The sequence below is a fragment of the Agromyces sp. Root81 genome (genome assembly GCF_001429165.1).
Lineage (GTDB): Bacteria > Actinomycetota > Actinomycetes > Actinomycetales > Microbacteriaceae > Agromyces.
The window spans coordinates 817,884-833,468 of record NZ_LMIR01000001.1; the positions used below are offsets into that span (position 1 = coordinate 817,884).

12 protein-coding genes are annotated in these 15,585 nt (G+C 70.8%); 7 read left to right on the top strand and 5 right to left on the bottom strand.

Translation table 11 applies throughout. From position 1 onward, the window contains the following. Positions 1–19 precede the first annotated feature (19 nt). Genes ASE14_RS03935 through ASE14_RS03955 form a run of 5 tightly spaced genes read right to left on the bottom strand, consistent with a single transcriptional unit; the run spans position 20 to position 4,784 of the window. Positions 20–1,564, bottom strand: coding sequence for an amidohydrolase (locus ASE14_RS03935; RefSeq protein ID WP_235511078.1), 1,545 nt, complete (start codon positions 1,562–1,564; stop codon positions 20–22). Continuing rightward, positions 1,561–2,205, bottom strand: a complete 645-nt coding sequence (locus ASE14_RS03940) for an FMN-binding negative transcriptional regulator (RefSeq protein ID WP_056650935.1) — start codon at positions 2,203–2,205, stop codon at positions 1,561–1,563. Before ASE14_RS03940 ends, ASE14_RS03935 begins: the two co-directional genes overlap by 4 nt. A gap of 25 nt (positions 2,206–2,230) precedes the next feature. Next, entirely contained in the window at positions 2,231–3,241 is a 1,011-nt protein-coding gene (locus ASE14_RS03945; protein ID WP_056650937.1) for an Fpg/Nei family DNA glycosylase, read from the bottom strand. A gap of 1 nt (position 3,242) precedes the next feature. Next, on the bottom strand, positions 3,243–3,782 hold the full coding sequence (locus ASE14_RS03950; protein WP_056650940.1) for a ribose-5-phosphate isomerase: 540 nt from the start codon (positions 3,780–3,782) through the stop codon (positions 3,243–3,245). A gap of 9 nt (positions 3,783–3,791) precedes the next feature. After that, the gene (locus tag ASE14_RS03955; protein WP_056650943.1) at positions 3,792–4,784 is read right to left on the bottom strand and encodes a DUF2332 domain-containing protein; all 993 of its coding nucleotides are present in this window, start codon (positions 4,782–4,784) and stop codon (positions 3,792–3,794) included. 86 nt (positions 4,785–4,870) lie between these two features. On the opposite strand from ASE14_RS03955, the gene ASE14_RS03960 reads away from it, so the two are divergent. From ASE14_RS03960 to pepN (ASE14_RS03990), 7 genes are all read left to right on the top strand, one after another. Beyond that, complete coding sequence (locus ASE14_RS03960) at positions 4,871–6,355, top strand: SDR family oxidoreductase (RefSeq protein WP_056650946.1); 1,485 nt, start codon at positions 4,871–4,873, stop codon at positions 6,353–6,355. A gap of 132 nt (positions 6,356–6,487) precedes the next feature. Then, on the top strand, positions 6,488–9,055 hold the full coding sequence (gene pepN, locus ASE14_RS03965; RefSeq protein WP_056650949.1) for an aminopeptidase N: 2,568 nt from the start codon (positions 6,488–6,490) through the stop codon (positions 9,053–9,055). 114 nt (positions 9,056–9,169) lie between these two features. Beyond that, positions 9,170–10,081 (top strand): ABC transporter ATP-binding protein, encoded by a 912-nt coding sequence (locus ASE14_RS03970; RefSeq protein ID WP_056650952.1) that lies wholly within the window; start codon positions 9,170–9,172, stop codon positions 10,079–10,081. Further along, a complete protein-coding gene (locus tag ASE14_RS03975) occupies positions 10,078–10,932 on the top strand; it encodes an ABC transporter permease subunit (protein ID WP_056650955.1) in 855 nt (284 codons plus the stop codon). Before ASE14_RS03970 ends, ASE14_RS03975 begins: the two co-directional genes overlap by 4 nt. A gap of 10 nt (positions 10,933–10,942) precedes the next feature. Next, entirely contained in the window at positions 10,943–12,274 is a 1,332-nt protein-coding gene (locus ASE14_RS03980) for a sensor histidine kinase (protein ID WP_157372768.1), read from the top strand. After that, positions 12,271–12,957, top strand: a complete 687-nt coding sequence (locus ASE14_RS03985; RefSeq protein WP_056650959.1) for a response regulator transcription factor — start codon at positions 12,271–12,273, stop codon at positions 12,955–12,957. Before ASE14_RS03980 ends, ASE14_RS03985 begins: the two co-directional genes overlap by 4 nt. Positions 12,958–12,999: 42 nt before the next feature. Then, positions 13,000–15,582, top strand: a complete 2,583-nt coding sequence (pepN, locus tag ASE14_RS03990) for an aminopeptidase N (protein ID WP_056650963.1) — start codon at positions 13,000–13,002, stop codon at positions 15,580–15,582. Positions 15,583–15,585: the final 3 nt, after the last annotated feature.

The window sequence follows — 15,585 nt, forward strand, 5'->3', positions numbered from 1 at the left end:
TCCCCCGCCCCCGTCGACGTCAGAGCGCCTGGTGCGTGAAGCGCCCGGCGAGAAGCGTCGCGGCGACCGGCATGGTGCGGAGATCGTCGACCGATGCCGCGAGCGGGTCGAGTTCGAGCACGGCGACGTCGGCGCGCATCCCCATGCGAACGGTCGCTCCCTGCCCACCGGTCGATGCGGCGAGCGCGGCGCGCGCTTCGATCGCCTGTTCGGGATGCCACGGCTCGCGTCCATCGCGGGTGCGGCCCACTGCGGCGGCGATCGCGACCCATGGGTCGAGTGGCGCCACGGGCGCATCGGAGCCGAGGGCGAGTTCGACGCCGGCCGCCGCGAGGTCCGCGAGCATGAACGCCCGGTCGGTGCGTCCGGCCCAGTAGCGTTCGGCGACGTCGCGGTCGTCCATCGCGTGTTCGGGCTGCACGCTCGCGACGACGCCGAGCCGTGCGAAGCGGGCGATGTCGTCGCGGCGCAGCAGTTGCGCGTGCTCGATCGAGCCGGTGCATCCGACCGCCTCGAACGCGTCGAGCACCCGGGCGTTCGCCTGGTCGCCGATGGCGTGCACGGCCGGGGTGATGCCCGCATCGCGTGCGCGGCGCATGAGCGGCACGAGTTCGTCGTAGGGCACGGTGGCGAGCCCGTACGGGTGCTCGTCGGCGCCGAGCCCCGGGTACGGGTCGAAACACCACGCGGTGCGCGTGTTGAGCGAGCCGTCGGTGATGACCTTGTACCCGCCCACGGTGACGAGCCCGGCGGTTCCGGGCACCTCGTCACCGGTTCGGAGCCCTTCGGCGATCGCGCGATCGAGGTGCTGCGTGTAGATGCCGAACGAGACGCGGAGCGCGTCGACTCCCCTGGCGACACGGCGCACCCAGTCGTCCCGGTTCCAGCGCATCTCGTACTCGGAGACGCCGACCGCACCGCGTGCCGCCACCCGCTGCGCGGCATCGGCGACCCAGCCGTCGAGTACGGCATCGGCCACGTCGTCGATCTCGCGCACGAGCCGGAAGCAGTCGTCTTCACGCAGCACCCCACTGGCGCCGGCGAGCTCGCTCGCCCCGTGTCGCCGGAGCGCGGCCGAGTTCAGCCAGCAGGCGTGCAGGTCGGCCGAGACGAGCACGACCGGCACCTCGCCCGAGACGGCGTCGAGCACCGCGCGGGTGGGGGCGTCGGCCCAGAGCCCATCGCGGTAGCCGAACCCGATCACCTCGACGTCGCCGCCGGCGACGGATGTCTCGACGAGACGGGCGACGGCCGCCGCCGACTCGGCGCCGGCCAGATCGAGGCGGCGCGACACCATGGCCCACTGGGAGAAGTGCACATGCCGGTCGTACAGGCCGGGCACGACGAAGCGCCCGTCGACGTCGAGACGGCGGATGCCTCCGGACGATGTCTCCCCCTGCGGCGTATCCCCAGTCGGCACCACCGCGACGACGCGGCCTCCGGCGAGGTGGAGGTCGACGACCCCGTCGGCGCCGGGCAGCCGTGCACCGGCGAGGATCAGCGGCTCGGCGGCATCCGCTGCGCCGGCAGTCCCGACCGGGACGTGCTCGCTGCTCTCGCTCACGCCTGCGCCGCCCGCATCGCGTCGTGGGTGCGGCGCATCTCCGCGGCGAGCGCGGGGCTGGCGTACGGGCCGTCGCCCTCGAGCTCGCCGATGATGCGCTCGACGGTCTCGGGCGGGCGGTTCTGGCTCATCTTGTTCTTGGCGACGTACCGCGTGATGGGGATGCGCAGGCCGACGGTGCCCGCGGCGATGCGATCGGCGTACTCGGAGTTCGCCGCCGTGCCGCGCATGCGCCGCGGTTCGGGCATGGCGTCTTCGAAGTGATCGACGAGCGCCTCGAGCACCCGCAGGTTCTCGTCGTCCGAGAGCAGCTCGGGTGTGCCGTACAGGTGGGCGGAGACGAAGTTCCAGGTCGGCACGGCGGGCTTCGCGTCGTACCACCCCGGCGAGATGTAGCCGTGCGGCCCCTGGGCGACGACCATCACCTCGTGACGGCCGAGCTCGTGCACGACCTCGTCGGGGCGGCCCACGTGCGTGAGCAGCACGATGCCGTCGGCCGCCTCGTCGAGCAGCACCGGGTAGTGCGATGCCACGAGACCCGAGGCATCCGTCATGCTGACGATCGTCATCCACGGGTGCTCGCGCACGAGGCGCTTCACGCCGCCGTCGCTCGCAAGGGTGAAGCTGGGGTTCTGGCGCATGCGGCTCCTTCGGCGGATGTCTCGGTCAGGCCTGGCAGTACGGGCACCAGTAGAGCTTGCGAGCGCCCATCTCCTCGAGCACGATGTTCGTACCGCACACCCGGCAGGGCAGGCCCTCGCGCTTGTACACCCAGTGGCGATCGTCGCGACTGGCCATCGCAGCACGGTACGCCTCGGGGTCGAGGTCGTCCATCGTCATCATCTGACCGGTCTCGACACCGATGCGGAGGAGCTTCGCCCAGTCGCGCCACAGGTGGCGCACGTGCTCCTCGGGAACGAGCTTGCCCGGGGTGTGCGGGTTCTGCTTCGCCCGGAAGAGGAGTTCGGCCCGGTACACGTTCCCGATGCCCGCGACCACGTTCTGGTCCATGAGCAGCAGGCCGATCGGGGTGGCCTTCTTCAGGATCGTGCGGGTGAAGCGCTCTTCGGCCTCGGGCCCGTCGTCGAGCAGCGGGTCGGGGCCGAGCCGACCGACGACAGTCTCGACCTGGGCGGGGTCGAGCACTTCACAAGCCGTAGGCCCGCGCAGGTCGGCGCAGATCGTGTCGGTGAGGAGCCGCACCCGCACCTGGCCGATGGGCTCGGGCGGGAAGGTGTCGAGGCCGAAGCCGTCCTTCTCCTTCTCGGACTCCGACATGCGCAGTCGCGTCTTGCGCGGCGCACCGATCGACTGCAGCGAGTTCTCGCCCGCCGAGTCGAAGACGACCGCGTCGGGGTTCGGGCCGTCGAGGAAGGTGCCCGCCTGGTTCGTCTGGCCCATGCGCCCGTTCGCCGAGGCGATCGTGGCATCCATCAGGATCTCGCCCGCGAAGTCCCACGCCCCGTACATGCCGAGGTGCACGCGCAGCCAGGCATCACCCTCGAAGCCGAGGAACATCTGCTTGCCGACGGCCCGGGCATCGGTCATGCGCCGCCCGTCGATCTCGGCGGCCCCGGCGGCGAACCGGCCCTGCGGGCTCGAGGCGCGCACGACGTGCCCGACGAAGTTGCGTTCGAACTGCCGGGTGATGCGGTGGACGGAGTGACCCTCGGGCACGTCAGAGCCCGCTGGTTGAGCCTGTCGAGACTCCGCCGTCGGCAGACTCGGGTGAGACGTCGACGCCCTTGCCCGCGATGACGCCGGTCGTCTCGTACTCGGCGAGCTGGGCGATGCGGCGCACGTGCCGCTCGTCGCCCGAGAAGGGCTCGGCGATGAAGGCGTCGATGTACCGGATCGCCTCCTGCACGGTGTGCTGGCGGGCGCCGATCGAGATGACGTTGGCGTCGTTGTGCTCGCGCGCGAGCATCGCGGTGTCCATGCTCCAGACGAGGGCTGCGCGGATGCCTCGGACCTTGTTGGCCGCGATCTGCTCGCCGTTGCCCGAACCGCCGAACACCACGCCGAGCGCGCGGACGCCGGCGGCCTGGTCGCGGGCGACGCCGAGCGCCGCGTTGATGCAGAAGGCCGGGTAGTCGTCGAGGGCGTCGTACTCGGCCGGGCCGTGGTCGACGACCTCGTGACCGCCGTTGGTCAGGTGATCGACGAGCGTGCGGCTGAATTCGAGGCCGGCGTGGTCGGTCGCGATGTGGATGCGCATGCGCCAAGTCTAGGGATTCGGCGTCCAGGTGAGCGCACGACCGTGCGGCTGCGCCCAGGCCTGCTGCACGCCGTCGAGGGCGAGCACGAGGTCGCTGCCGTCGTTCGGCACGTCGTCGCGCACGCGGATGCCGCCGACCACGCTCCGGCCCTCGACCGAGAGCCAGTGGCCGGGCAGTGCGGCGACCTGCCTGGCGAAGTCGTCACGACCCGACACGTCGAGGTACATGAGCACGGCCGTGTGGAAGACGACGAGCGTGGCGTCGGACGGTGCGGATGCGGCGAGCGCGGCGACCCGCTCGTTGAGGTCGCCGCTCACGAGGAGCGGCGGCCTGCGGGCGGCGATCTCGGCGGCGGCACGGAGCCGGACCCTGCGATCGTCGTGCTCGGGCCACACGAGGGCCTCGAGCCAGTCGACGTCGGCCGGCGAGCGCACGTCGAGCGGATGGAGGTCGATTCCCGCACGCCACACGACCTCGGGCATGGCGGTGGGCACGGGGACCGGCGCATCACCGCGGAGCGTGCAGTCGAGCACGACCGTGCTCGGGCCGTCGACGGGGTCGAGCTGCTGGTGCCCCGCGTATCGATAGCTGTACCGGTCGGGGTAGAGGCAGAGGCCGGCGGATGCCCCGACCTCGAGCAGCGCGATCGGCCCCTCGATGCCGCCGAGCAACGGCAGGTGCAGGGCGCAGCGCGCTGCCTCGTTGGTCTGCGTCGCGTGGGTCAGTGCGACCTCGCGCACCTCGCTCCAGTGTTCGGCGAGCCACTCGGCGAACTCGGGGTAGGCGCCGCTCGGCGCGCCGAGCAGGCGCGCAGCCGAGAAGACGAGGTTCGGCTGCCGCTTCGGCGGGGGCAACTCGTCGATGAGCGCGAGCGTCGAGGCATCCGTCGCCACCCCCGCGGCCCAGGCCTCGTACGTGGCGGACATGCCGCGTGCCTCGACCTGGGCGAACGAGCGGTACCGGGCCGCGGTCGGTGCGGACGCATCGGTGCTGGTGCTCATGCGGTCACGCTACTCCGACGGTCGCGCACCCGTTCCGCTCAGCGGCACACAGGTGATCGTGGGGTGTCAGCCCGTAGAATTCGCGGATGCCCTCCGAGACCTCCGACCCCTCCATCGCGCCCACCATCGACGCGCGGGATCTCGAGACGACGCTGCGGGTGCTGGCCGCGCTCAGCGAGCTCGACGAGGACGACCCCGACTTCGAGACCGTCCGCCACGCCACGGCGAAGATGTTCAAGTCGGTCAAGGTCGCGCGCCGGCTCGCGAAGCGGAAGATCGTGCAGGATGCCGACCGCGCCGTGATTGCCGCGACGGCCACCGGTGCCCCGACCCGTATCGACGACGAGACGCGCGGCGCCGACCTCGTGAGCGGCACCGACGCGCGCACGGCCGGCGAGCTGCGCGTCGCGCGTCCCTGCTACATCTGCAAGCAGCGGTACACGCTCGTCGACGCGTTCTACCACCAGCTCTGCCCGACGTGCGCCGCCATGAGCCACGCCAAGCGCGACGCGCGCACCGACCTCACCGGCAAGCGGGCGCTCCTCACCGGCGGCCGCGCCAAGATCGGCATGTACATCGCGCTGCGCCTCCTTCGGGACGGTGCGCACACCACGATCACGACGCGGTTCCCGCGGGATGCCGCCCGGCGCTTCGCCGCGATGCCCGATGCGAGCGACTGGCTGCACCGCCTGAAGATCGTCGGCATCGACCTGCGCGATCCCGCGCAGGTCATCGCGCTCGCCGACGACGTGGCGGCTCAGGGCCCCCTCGACATCCTCATCAACAACGCGGCGCAGACCGTGCGCCGCTCCCCCGGTTCGTACTCACCTCTGGTGGAGGCCGAGTCCTCTCCGCTGCCCGACGGACCGATGCCCGAACTCGTCAGCTTCGGCCACACCAACGACGCGCACCCGCTCGCGCTCGCCGACTCGGTGTCGAGCCACCCGGTGCTGTCCTCCGGCCTCTTCGCCGGCACGATGACGGCCGACGACCTCACCGCGCTCGCGCTCGCACCCGGGTCGAGCTCACTCGCGAAGCTCGCCGATCGCACCGCGATCGACGCCGGCGGACTCGTGCCCGACCTCCACCACGAGAACAGCTGGAGCGCGGTCGTGCAGGACGTCGACCCGCTCGAGATGCTCGAGGTGCAGCTCTGCAACACCACGGCACCGTTCATCCTCGTGAGCCGCTTGCGGGCGTCGCTCGCCGCGTCATCCGCGCGCCGCACGTACATCGTGAACGTCTCGGCCATGGAGGGCGTGTTCAGTCGCGGCTACAAGGGACCGGGGCATCCGCACACCAACATGGCGAAGGCCGCGGTGAACATGCTCACCCGCACGAGCGCGAAGGAGATGCTCGCCGACGGCATCCTCATGACGAGCGTCGACACGGGCTGGATCACCGACGAGCGCCCGCACCCCACGAAGGTGCGCCTCGCCGAGGAGGGCTTCCACGCGCCGCTCGACCTCGTCGACGGCGCCGCACGGGTCTACGACCCGATCGTGCGCGGCGAAGCCGGCGAAGACGTCACCGGCGTGTTCCTGAAGGACTACGCGCGCGCCGACTGGTGATGAGCGCTGCGCCGGGGCATCCGCTCGCCCGGTGGTCGTCGAACCTCCGTGACCGCGGGCCCGCCCGCGAGCTAGGCTGATGCACGTTGCCTGCGGCCACGAGCCGCGTCGATGACTGCCGAAGGAGCAGACGTGCCCGGAGAGAACCTCACCCGAATCGAAGCCGAGGAGCGTGCTGCGCTCGTCTCGGTGCGCGACTATGACGTCGTGCTCGATGTCACCACCGGTCCGGAGGTGTTCCGCACTCAGACGACCGTGCGGTTCACCGCGACCGCGGGTGCGTCGACGTTCATCGATGCCATCACGGCGGCCGTGCACTCGGTCACCCTGAACGGCGTCGAGCTCGACCCCGCAGTGGTGAGCGACGGCGTGCGCATCCAGCTGCCGAACCTCGCCGCGGAGAACGAGCTCGTCGTCGTCGCCGACGGCCGCTACATGAACACCGGCGAGGGCCTGCACCGCTTCGTCGACCCCGCCGACGGCGAGGTCTACCTCTACACGCAGTTCGAGGTGCCCGACTCGCGCCGCATGTTCGCCGTGTTCGAGCAGCCCGACCTCAAGGCCGAGTTCAAGTTCACGGTCACGGCGCCCTCGCACTGGCAGGTCGTGTCGAACCAGCCGACGCCCGAGCCCGAGCTGCACCCGTCGGGGCGCCGCGCCGACGACGTCTCGACGGCGACCTGGGCATTCGAGGCCACCCCGCGCATGTCGAGCTACATCACCGCGCTCGTCGCCGGCCCCTACGACGTCGTGCGCGACGAGCTCACGAGCTCCGACGGGCGGGTCATCCCCCTCGGCGTGTTCAGCCGCAAGAGCCTCTCGCAGTACCTCGACGCCGACTACATCTTCGAGAAGACGAAGCAGGGCTTCGAGTACTTCGAGGCGAAGTTCGACGTGCCCTACCCGTTCACGAAGTACGACCAGCTCTTCGTGCCCGAGTACAACGCCGGTGCGATGGAGAACGCGGGCGCGGTGACCTTCACCGAGGTCTACGTGTTCCGTTCGAAGGTCACCGACGCGATCAAGGAGCGCCGGGTCGTCACGATCCTGCACGAGCTCGCGCACATGTGGTTCGGCGACCTCGTCACCATGAAGTGGTGGAACGACCTGTGGCTCAACGAGTCGTTCGCCGAGTGGGCGTCGACGATCGCCACCGCAGAGGCCACCGAGTGGCACCACGCGTGGACGACCTTCAACTCGATGGAGAAGAGCTGGGCGTACCGTCAGGACCAGCTGCCCTCGACGCACCCGATCGTCGCCGAGATCCGCGACCTCGAAGACGTGCTCGTCAACTTCGACGGCATCACCTATGCCAAGGGCGGGTCGGTGCTGAAGCAGCTGGCCGCCTGGGTCGGCATCGAAGCCTTCTTCACGGGCGTCTCGGCGTACTTCAAGAAGCACGCGTGGGGCAACACGACCCTCGCCGACCTGCTCGGCGAGCTCGAGGTCGCCAGCGGCCGCGACCTGTCGGCCTGGTCGAAGCTCTGGCTCGAGACCGCGGGCGTCAACACCCTGCGCCCCGAGATCGCGACGGATGACGCGGGCACGATCACCTCGTTCACGGTGCTGCAGTCGGCCCACCCCGACTACCCCACGATCCGCCCGCACCGCGCCGCGATCGGCTTCTACAACCTCGTCGACGGCGCGCTCGTGCGCGAGCACCGCGTCGAGCTCGACATCGACGGCGAGCGCACGGATGTCGCCGAGCTCGTGGGCCTCGCGCGCCCCGACCTCGTGCTCCTGAACGACGACGACCTCGCGTACGCGAAGATCCGTCTCGACGAGGCGTCGCAGCACGTCGCGCTGGGGAACCTGTCGAAGATCGAGGACCCGCTCGCCCGCGCCCTGGTCTGGAGCTCGGTGTGGGACGCGGTGCGCGACGCCGAGACGAGCGCGAGCGACTACCTGGAGCTCGTGCTCGGCAACATCGCGAGCGAGACCGAGTCGACGACGCTGCGCATCATCCTCGCGAACGCGCAGCTCGCGGCGAGCTCGTACGTCGCCCCCGAGCGTCGCTCCGACGCGCGCCGTGTGCTCGCCGACGGGTTCTGGCAGCTCGCACAGCAGGCCGCGGCCGGCAGCGACGCCCAGTTCCAGTTCGTGAAGGCGTTCGCCTCGATCGCCGAGGCGGGTTCGCACGTCGACGCCCTCGCGGGCCTGTTCGACGGCTCCATCACGCTCGACGGCCTCGACATCGACACCGACCTCGGCTGGGAGCTGCTCATCGCACTCGTCGCCGCCGGTCGCGCCGGCGACGCCGAGATCGACGCCCGCCTCGAGTCGGACAAGACGGCCACGGGTCAGGAGTCGGCCGCGCACGCCCGCGCGGCGACGCCGACCGCCGAGGGCAAGCAGCGCGCGTGGGCGTCGGTCATCGACGTCGACACGGCGACGAACTCGGTCGTGCGCACGACTGCGACCGGCTTCGTGCGTGCCGACGACCAGTCGTTGCTCACCCCGTTCATCGAGCAGTACTTCGGCATGCTCGGCGACATCTGGCAGAACCGCAGCTACGCGATCGCCGAGAAGCTCGTCGACCTGCTCTACCCGGCGCCGCTCGCGAGCCGTGCGCTCGTCGACGCGAGCCACGCGTGGCTCGCGCAGAACGCCGACGCCGCGCCCGCGCTGCGTCGTCTCGTGGTCGAGAACGTCGCCGGCGTCGAGCGCGCACTCGCCGCGCAGGCGCGCGACGCGCAGTAGCACCGGCACGACCGTCCAGGGCGGGTCGGCATGGTACTTCGGTACCATCCCGGCCCGCCCTGAACCATTCTTCAGGCGGATGCCCCGGGGCCGCCCGATCTCTAGCGTTGAAGCATGATCACGGCAGAAGGGCTCGTCAAGCGCTACGGCGCGAAGACCGCCGTCAACGACATCAGTTTCACCGTCCGCCCCGGTCAGGTCACTGGCTTCCTCGGCCCGAACGGCGCGGGCAAGTCGACCACGATGCGCATGATCGTCGGACTCGACCGACCGAGCGCAGGTCGCGTCACGGTCAATGGCAAGCCCTACGCCGCGCACCGCGCACCCCTGCACGAGGTCGGCGCCCTCCTCGACGCGAAGGCCGTGCACACCGGCCGGAGCGCCTACAACCACCTGCTGGCGATGGCGGCGACGCACGGCATCGGCGCGAGCCGCGTGCGCGAGGTCATCGAACTCACCGGACTCGAGTCAGTGGCGCGCAAGCGCGTCGGCGGCTTCTCGCTCGGCATGGGCCAGCGCCTCGGCATCGCGGCAGCCATGCTCGGCGACCCGGCGACCCTCATCCTCGACGAGCCCGTCAACGGCCTCGACCCCGAGGGGGTGCTGTGGGTGCGCCAGTTCGTGCGCCACCTCGCGTCAGAGGGCCGCACGATCTTCCTCTCCTCGCACCTCATGAGCGAGATGGCCCTCACCGCCGATCACCTCATCGTGCTCGGCCGCGGCGAGATCATCGCCGACGCCCCCGTCGCCGACATCATCGCCGGCGGCACGCGTCCCCGAGTGCTGGTGCGCTCGCCGCACTCCTCGCAGCTCGCCGATCTCCTCGCCGCCCCCGAGGTCGCGGTGATCCGCTCGGAAGCGGGCGTGCTCGAGGTCACGGGCGTCGCAGCAGCCGGCATCGGCGACCTCGCCGCGCAGCACGGGCTCGCGATCCACGAACTCACCCCGCTCAGCGCGTCGCTCGAGGAGGCCTACATGGCCCTGACCGCCGACGCCGTCGAATACCGCACGGAGGCCGTCCGATGACCACCATCACCCCGCCGCTGGCGCACCCCTCGCAGCGCGCCCGCTCCACCTCGCTGTCGTTCGGCGGCGTGCTCCGCTCCGAGTGGATCAAGCTCCGCAGCCTCCGCTCGACCACTTGGTCGTACCTCATCGTGATCGCGATCTCGCTCGGCATGGCGCTCATGATGTCGCTCAGCATGGCCAGCGGCATGAACGGCGGTGCTGATGCCTCGGGCATGCCCGCCGCCGACCAGCTGACGCTCGTCGTGCAGTCCTCGGTGTTCGGCGTCTACTTCGGCCAGCTCGTCGCGGGCGTGCTCGGCGTGCTCGTCATCAGTGGCGAGTACACGACCGGCATGATCCGCTCGACGCTCACGGCCGTGCCGAAGCGACTGCCGGCCCTCGCGGCCAAGGGCGTCGTGCTGTTCGTCGCGACGTTCATCGTCGGCCTCATCGCGAACCTCGGCGCGTTCCTCGTCTCCTCGATGGCCTTCGCGGGCATCGGCGTCACGGCGAGCATCGCCGAACCCGCGGTGTTCCTGCCGCTCCTCGGCGGCGCGCTTTACCTCGCGCTCGTCGCGGTGTTCGCGCTCGGAGTCGGCACCATGATCCGCAGCAGCGCTGGCGGCATCGCCGCGGTGCTCGGTCTCCTCCTGCTCCTGCCGATGGTGCTGCAGATGATCCCCGCCGAGTGGGCGCACGACCTCGTGCCGTACCTGCTCCCGAACGCGGGCATGAACATGTTCACCTCGACGACGGCGGAGCCCACCGCCGACGGGTTCGGCGTCTGGCTGAACCTCCTCATCGTGCTCGGCTGGATGGGGGCATCCATTGCCGGCGCCGCGGTGCTCCTGAAGCGACGGGACGCGTAGAGTCCAGTCCATGACGGAAGCACCCATCTCCCCCGGCTACCCGGCTTCGGTAGTCGGGGGAGAACTTCGTCTGCCGAAGCCGCCGGGCGTGATCCGGCAGTTCTGGGCGCGGCACCCGTGGCTCACGGACTCGCTGATCACTGCGCTGTACTTCGTGCCGACCTTCGTCGGAACGATCGCACTGATGTTCGTCCCGACCCCGCCGCCTGTGTGGATCGCCATCGCGCAGTTCGTCGCCATCGCAGTGGCCGCCGCTGCGATCCTGCTGTTCCGGCGCCGACGGCCATGGCTGCTCGTCATCGTCGCCTGGATCGTCTGCCTCGTCGTCTATCCCTTCGGGTCGACCGACGTGCTCCCGCTGCTGCTCGCCCTGTACGCCCTCGCCGTCTACGGCTCGACCCGCTCCGCCTGGATCGGCTTCGCCGGTTCGGTGGTCGTCACGACGGCCTCGTCCTACATCGCCGTCTGGACCCAGGCCGATGACACCGTGGCACCGTTCGGCGCCAACGCACCGGCATCCGCCTCGCAGTTCACGGTGCTGCTGCTGATCGCGACGCTCATCGGAGTGACCGTCGGCAACCGGCGCCGGTACCTGAACGCCCTCATCGCCCGCGCACACGACCTCGCCCGCGAGCGCGACCAGCAGGCCCAGCTCGCGACCGCGCTCGAGCGCTCGCGCATCGCCCGCGAGATGCACGACATCGTCTCGCACAGCCTCACCGTCATGGTGACACTCGCCGACGGTTCGGCGGCGACCGTGGGCCGCGATCCGGTGCGCGCCGCCGAGGCCATGGCGCACGTGGCCGACACCGGCCGTGCGGCGCTCGTCGACATGCGACGCATGCTCGGCGTGCTGGCCGAGCCCGACGATGCGTCGGCCTGCCCCGACGAGCTCGCTCCGCAACCGGGCACGGCGGCGCTGCCGGTGCTCGTGGAGCGATTCCGCGCGGCCGGGCTGCCGGTGCAGCTGACGACCGTCGGGCCGCCGATCGTCGACCCGAACCTGCAGCTGAACGTCTACCGCATCGTGCAGGAGGGGCTCACCAACGCCCTGCGGTATGCGGCGACCGCGCATCGCGTCGACGTCAGCGTCGAGCACGCCGCCGGCACGGTGAAGGTCGACGTGCTCGACGACGCCGCCGTCGCATCGACGTCCGAACTCGGCAGCGGCGGCAAGGGACTCGTCGGCATGCGGGAACGGGTCGCCCTCTACGGCGGCACGCTCGAGGTGGGTCCCGGCAGCGTACGGGGCTGGCGACTGCACGCCGAGCTCCGAGCCGAAGAGACGACACCGACCACACCGACCGAACCACGCGCAGCGAACCCCGAGGACCCAGCATGAGCACCGCACCGCCTCCCATCCGCGTCGCAATCGCCGACGACCAGTCACTCGTGCGCACCGGCCTCCGCATGGTGCTCGAAGCCGAGCCCGATCTCGTCGTCGTCGGCGAGGCCGCCGACGGGCGCAGCGCGATCGCCCTCGTCGACTCACTCGAGGTCGACGTCATGCTGATGGACGTGCGCATGCCGGACGTCGACGGCATCGCCGCCACCGAGGCGATCGCCCGAGGCGGCACGGCCACGCGCGTGCTCGTGCTGACGACCTTCGATCTCGACGAGTACGCGTTCGCCGCGATCCGCGCCGGCGCGAGCGGATTCCTGCTGAAGGACTCGAGGCCCGCCGAGCTGGTCGGCGCGATCCGCACCGTGCACGCCGGCGAGGCCGCGCTGGCCCCGCGCGTCACCCGCCGGATGATCGAGCTGTTCGCCGGCGAGCTGCCGGGCACGGCAGCGCCGAGCGGCGCCCCGGGGCTCGACTCGCTCACGCCCCGCGAGCGGGAGATCCTCATCGCCATCGCCGAGGGCCGGAGCAACCCCGAGATCGCCGAGCAGTTCTTCCTCTCGGAGTCGACGGTGAAGACCCACGTCGGCCGGGTGCTGCAGAAGCTCGACGCGCGCGACCGCGTGCAGCTCGTGATCTACGCCTACGAGCACGGACTGCTGTCGATGCCCGGCTCACCCTGAGTCGCTAGGCTGGCGAGTCGACGACCACACGGAGGCCACTGAATGCCCGCTGCCGATCTGACCCGAATCGAAGCCGAACAGCGCGCTCGGGTCGTACGTTCCCCGCGATACGACATCCGACTCGACCTGACGGGTGCGGGCGACACGTTCCGCAGCGAGACGCTCGTCTCGTTCGACGCGGAGGCCGGGGCGACGACCTTCATCGAGGCCTGCACCACCGAGGTGCACGAGATCTCGCTGAACGGCCGGTCGCTCGACCCCGCGGAGGCCAGCGACGGCACGCGCATCCGCCTCGACGATCTCGCCGCCGAGAACGAGCTCCGTGTCGTCTCGACGGCCGCCTACACCAACACCGGCGAGGGCCTGCACCGCTTCGTCGACCCCGTCGACGGGGCGACCTACCTCTACACGGAGTTCGCCGTCGCCGAGGCGAACCGAGTCTTCGCGGTCTTCGACCAGCCCGACCTGAAGGCCTCCTTCACGTTCACGATCACCGCGCCCGCGGCCTGGACGGTGCTGAGCAACGCCGCGACACCGGAGCCGACGACGGCCGCCGCCGGCCCGGAGGCGACCGATGCGGTCGCGACATGGTCGTTCGAGCCCGGGCCGGTCATCTCGAGCTACATCGTGGCGATCATCGCCGGCCCGTACGCCGCGTGGCACGGCAGTGCCCGCAGCGTCGACGGCCGCGACATCCCGCTCGGAGTGCTGACCCGCGCCTCGCTCGCCCGGTACGCGGAGCCGGAGGTGATGTTCGAGCTCGTGCAGGCCGGTCTCGCGTTCTACGAGACGGCCTTCGGGGTGCCCTACCCCTACGGCAAGTACGACCAGATCTTCGTGCCCGAGTACAACTGGGGCGCCATGGAGAACGTCGGCGCCGTCACGTTCAACGAGTCGTACCTGTTCCGCTCACGGGTCTCCGACGCGCGGCGCGAGCGGCGCGCGATGGTCGTGCTGCACGAGCTCTCGCACATGTGGTTCGGCAACTCGGTCACGATGAAGTGGTGGAACGACCTCTGGCTCAATGAATCGTTCGCCACGTGGGCGTCGACCCTCGCGACCGCTGCCGTCACCGAGTTCACCGGTGTCTGGGCGACGTTCGCCAGCGATCAGAAGACGAACGCGGCCGAACAGGACCAGCTGCCGTCGACGCATCCGATCGTCGCCGAGATCGCGAACCTCGCCGACGTCGAGGTCAACTTCGATGCGATCACCTACGACAAGGGCGCCTCGGTACTGAAGCAGCTCGTCGCCTGGGTCGGCCTCGACGCCTTCCAGCGCGGTGTCGGCGCCTACCTCACCGCGCACGCCGGCGGCAACGCCACGCTCCGGGACCTGCTCGACGAGCTCGAGGCGGCGAGCGGCCGCGACCTCACGCGCTGGTCGGCGCTCTGGCTCGAGACGGCCGGCGTCAACACCTTGCGCGCCGCGATCGAGACGGATGCCTCGGGCACGATCACCGCCGCACGCATCGAGCAGTCCGCGGCAGCGGGGCATCCGACGCTGCGCCCGCATCGCCTCGCGCTCGGCTGCTACGAGCTCGGCGACGCCGGGCTCACACGGACGAACCGCATCGAGCTCGACATCGACGGCGCCGCGACCGAGGTGCCCGAACTCGTCGGGCGGCGACGCCCCGACCTGCTGCTCGTCAACGACGACGACCTCACCTACGCCAAGGTGCGGCTCGACCCGACGTCGCTTCGAACCGCGATCGACCACCTCCCCGAGCTCACCGACCCCGTCTCCCGCGCCGTCGTGCTCGGTTCGGCGTGGGACGCGCTGCGCGACGCCGAGGTGCCGACCATCGAGTTCGTGCGACTGGTCATCGGCAGCATCGGCCACGAGACGCAGTCGGCGGCCCGTGCGCTCGCACTCGCTCGACTCGAGCTCGCGATCGGGCGCTACCTCGCCGAGGAGCACCGCACGCAGGTCGCCGCCGAGGCCGGCGACGCCGTCTGGGCACTCGCCGAGCTCTCCGAGCCGGGCTCCGACACCCAACTGCAGTTCGTGAAGGGCTTCACCCGCGTCGCCTCGACCGCCGCCCACGCCGACGTGCTCGGGAGCCTGCTCGACGGCTCGATCAAGCTCGCGGGGCTCGGGATCGACCTCGACCTGCACTGGGAGCTCGTGGTCGCGCGGGCGACGCTCGGCGCGGCAGCCGACGAGGAGATCGACGAGGCGCTCGCGCGCGACGACACGGCCAAGGGACGCCTCCTCGCCGAGACCGCGCGTGCGGCACGCCCCGATCAGGCGGTGAAGGATGCCGCGTGGCACCGCGTCGCCACGGACGCGGCACTGTCGAACGACCTCGCGCGCGCGATCGCCGACGGCTGGCAGCGCACGACGCAGCCCGAGCTGCTCGCGAGCAGCGCACCCGCCTACTTCGACGCGCTGCAGGGCGTCTGGGCGAGCCGGAGCTTCACGATGGCCTCGCTCATCGTGAAGCGGCTCTACCCGGCGTCGTTCGTCTCCTCCGAGCTCGCGGACCTGACGCGCACCTGGCTCGCGGCGAACCCGGCGCCGGCGCCGCTGCACCGACTCGTCTCAGAGCACCTCGACGAACTCGAGCGTGCACTCGCCGCGCAGGCGCGCGATGCCAGCGAGCTCTCGGGCACGGCTCAGTAGACT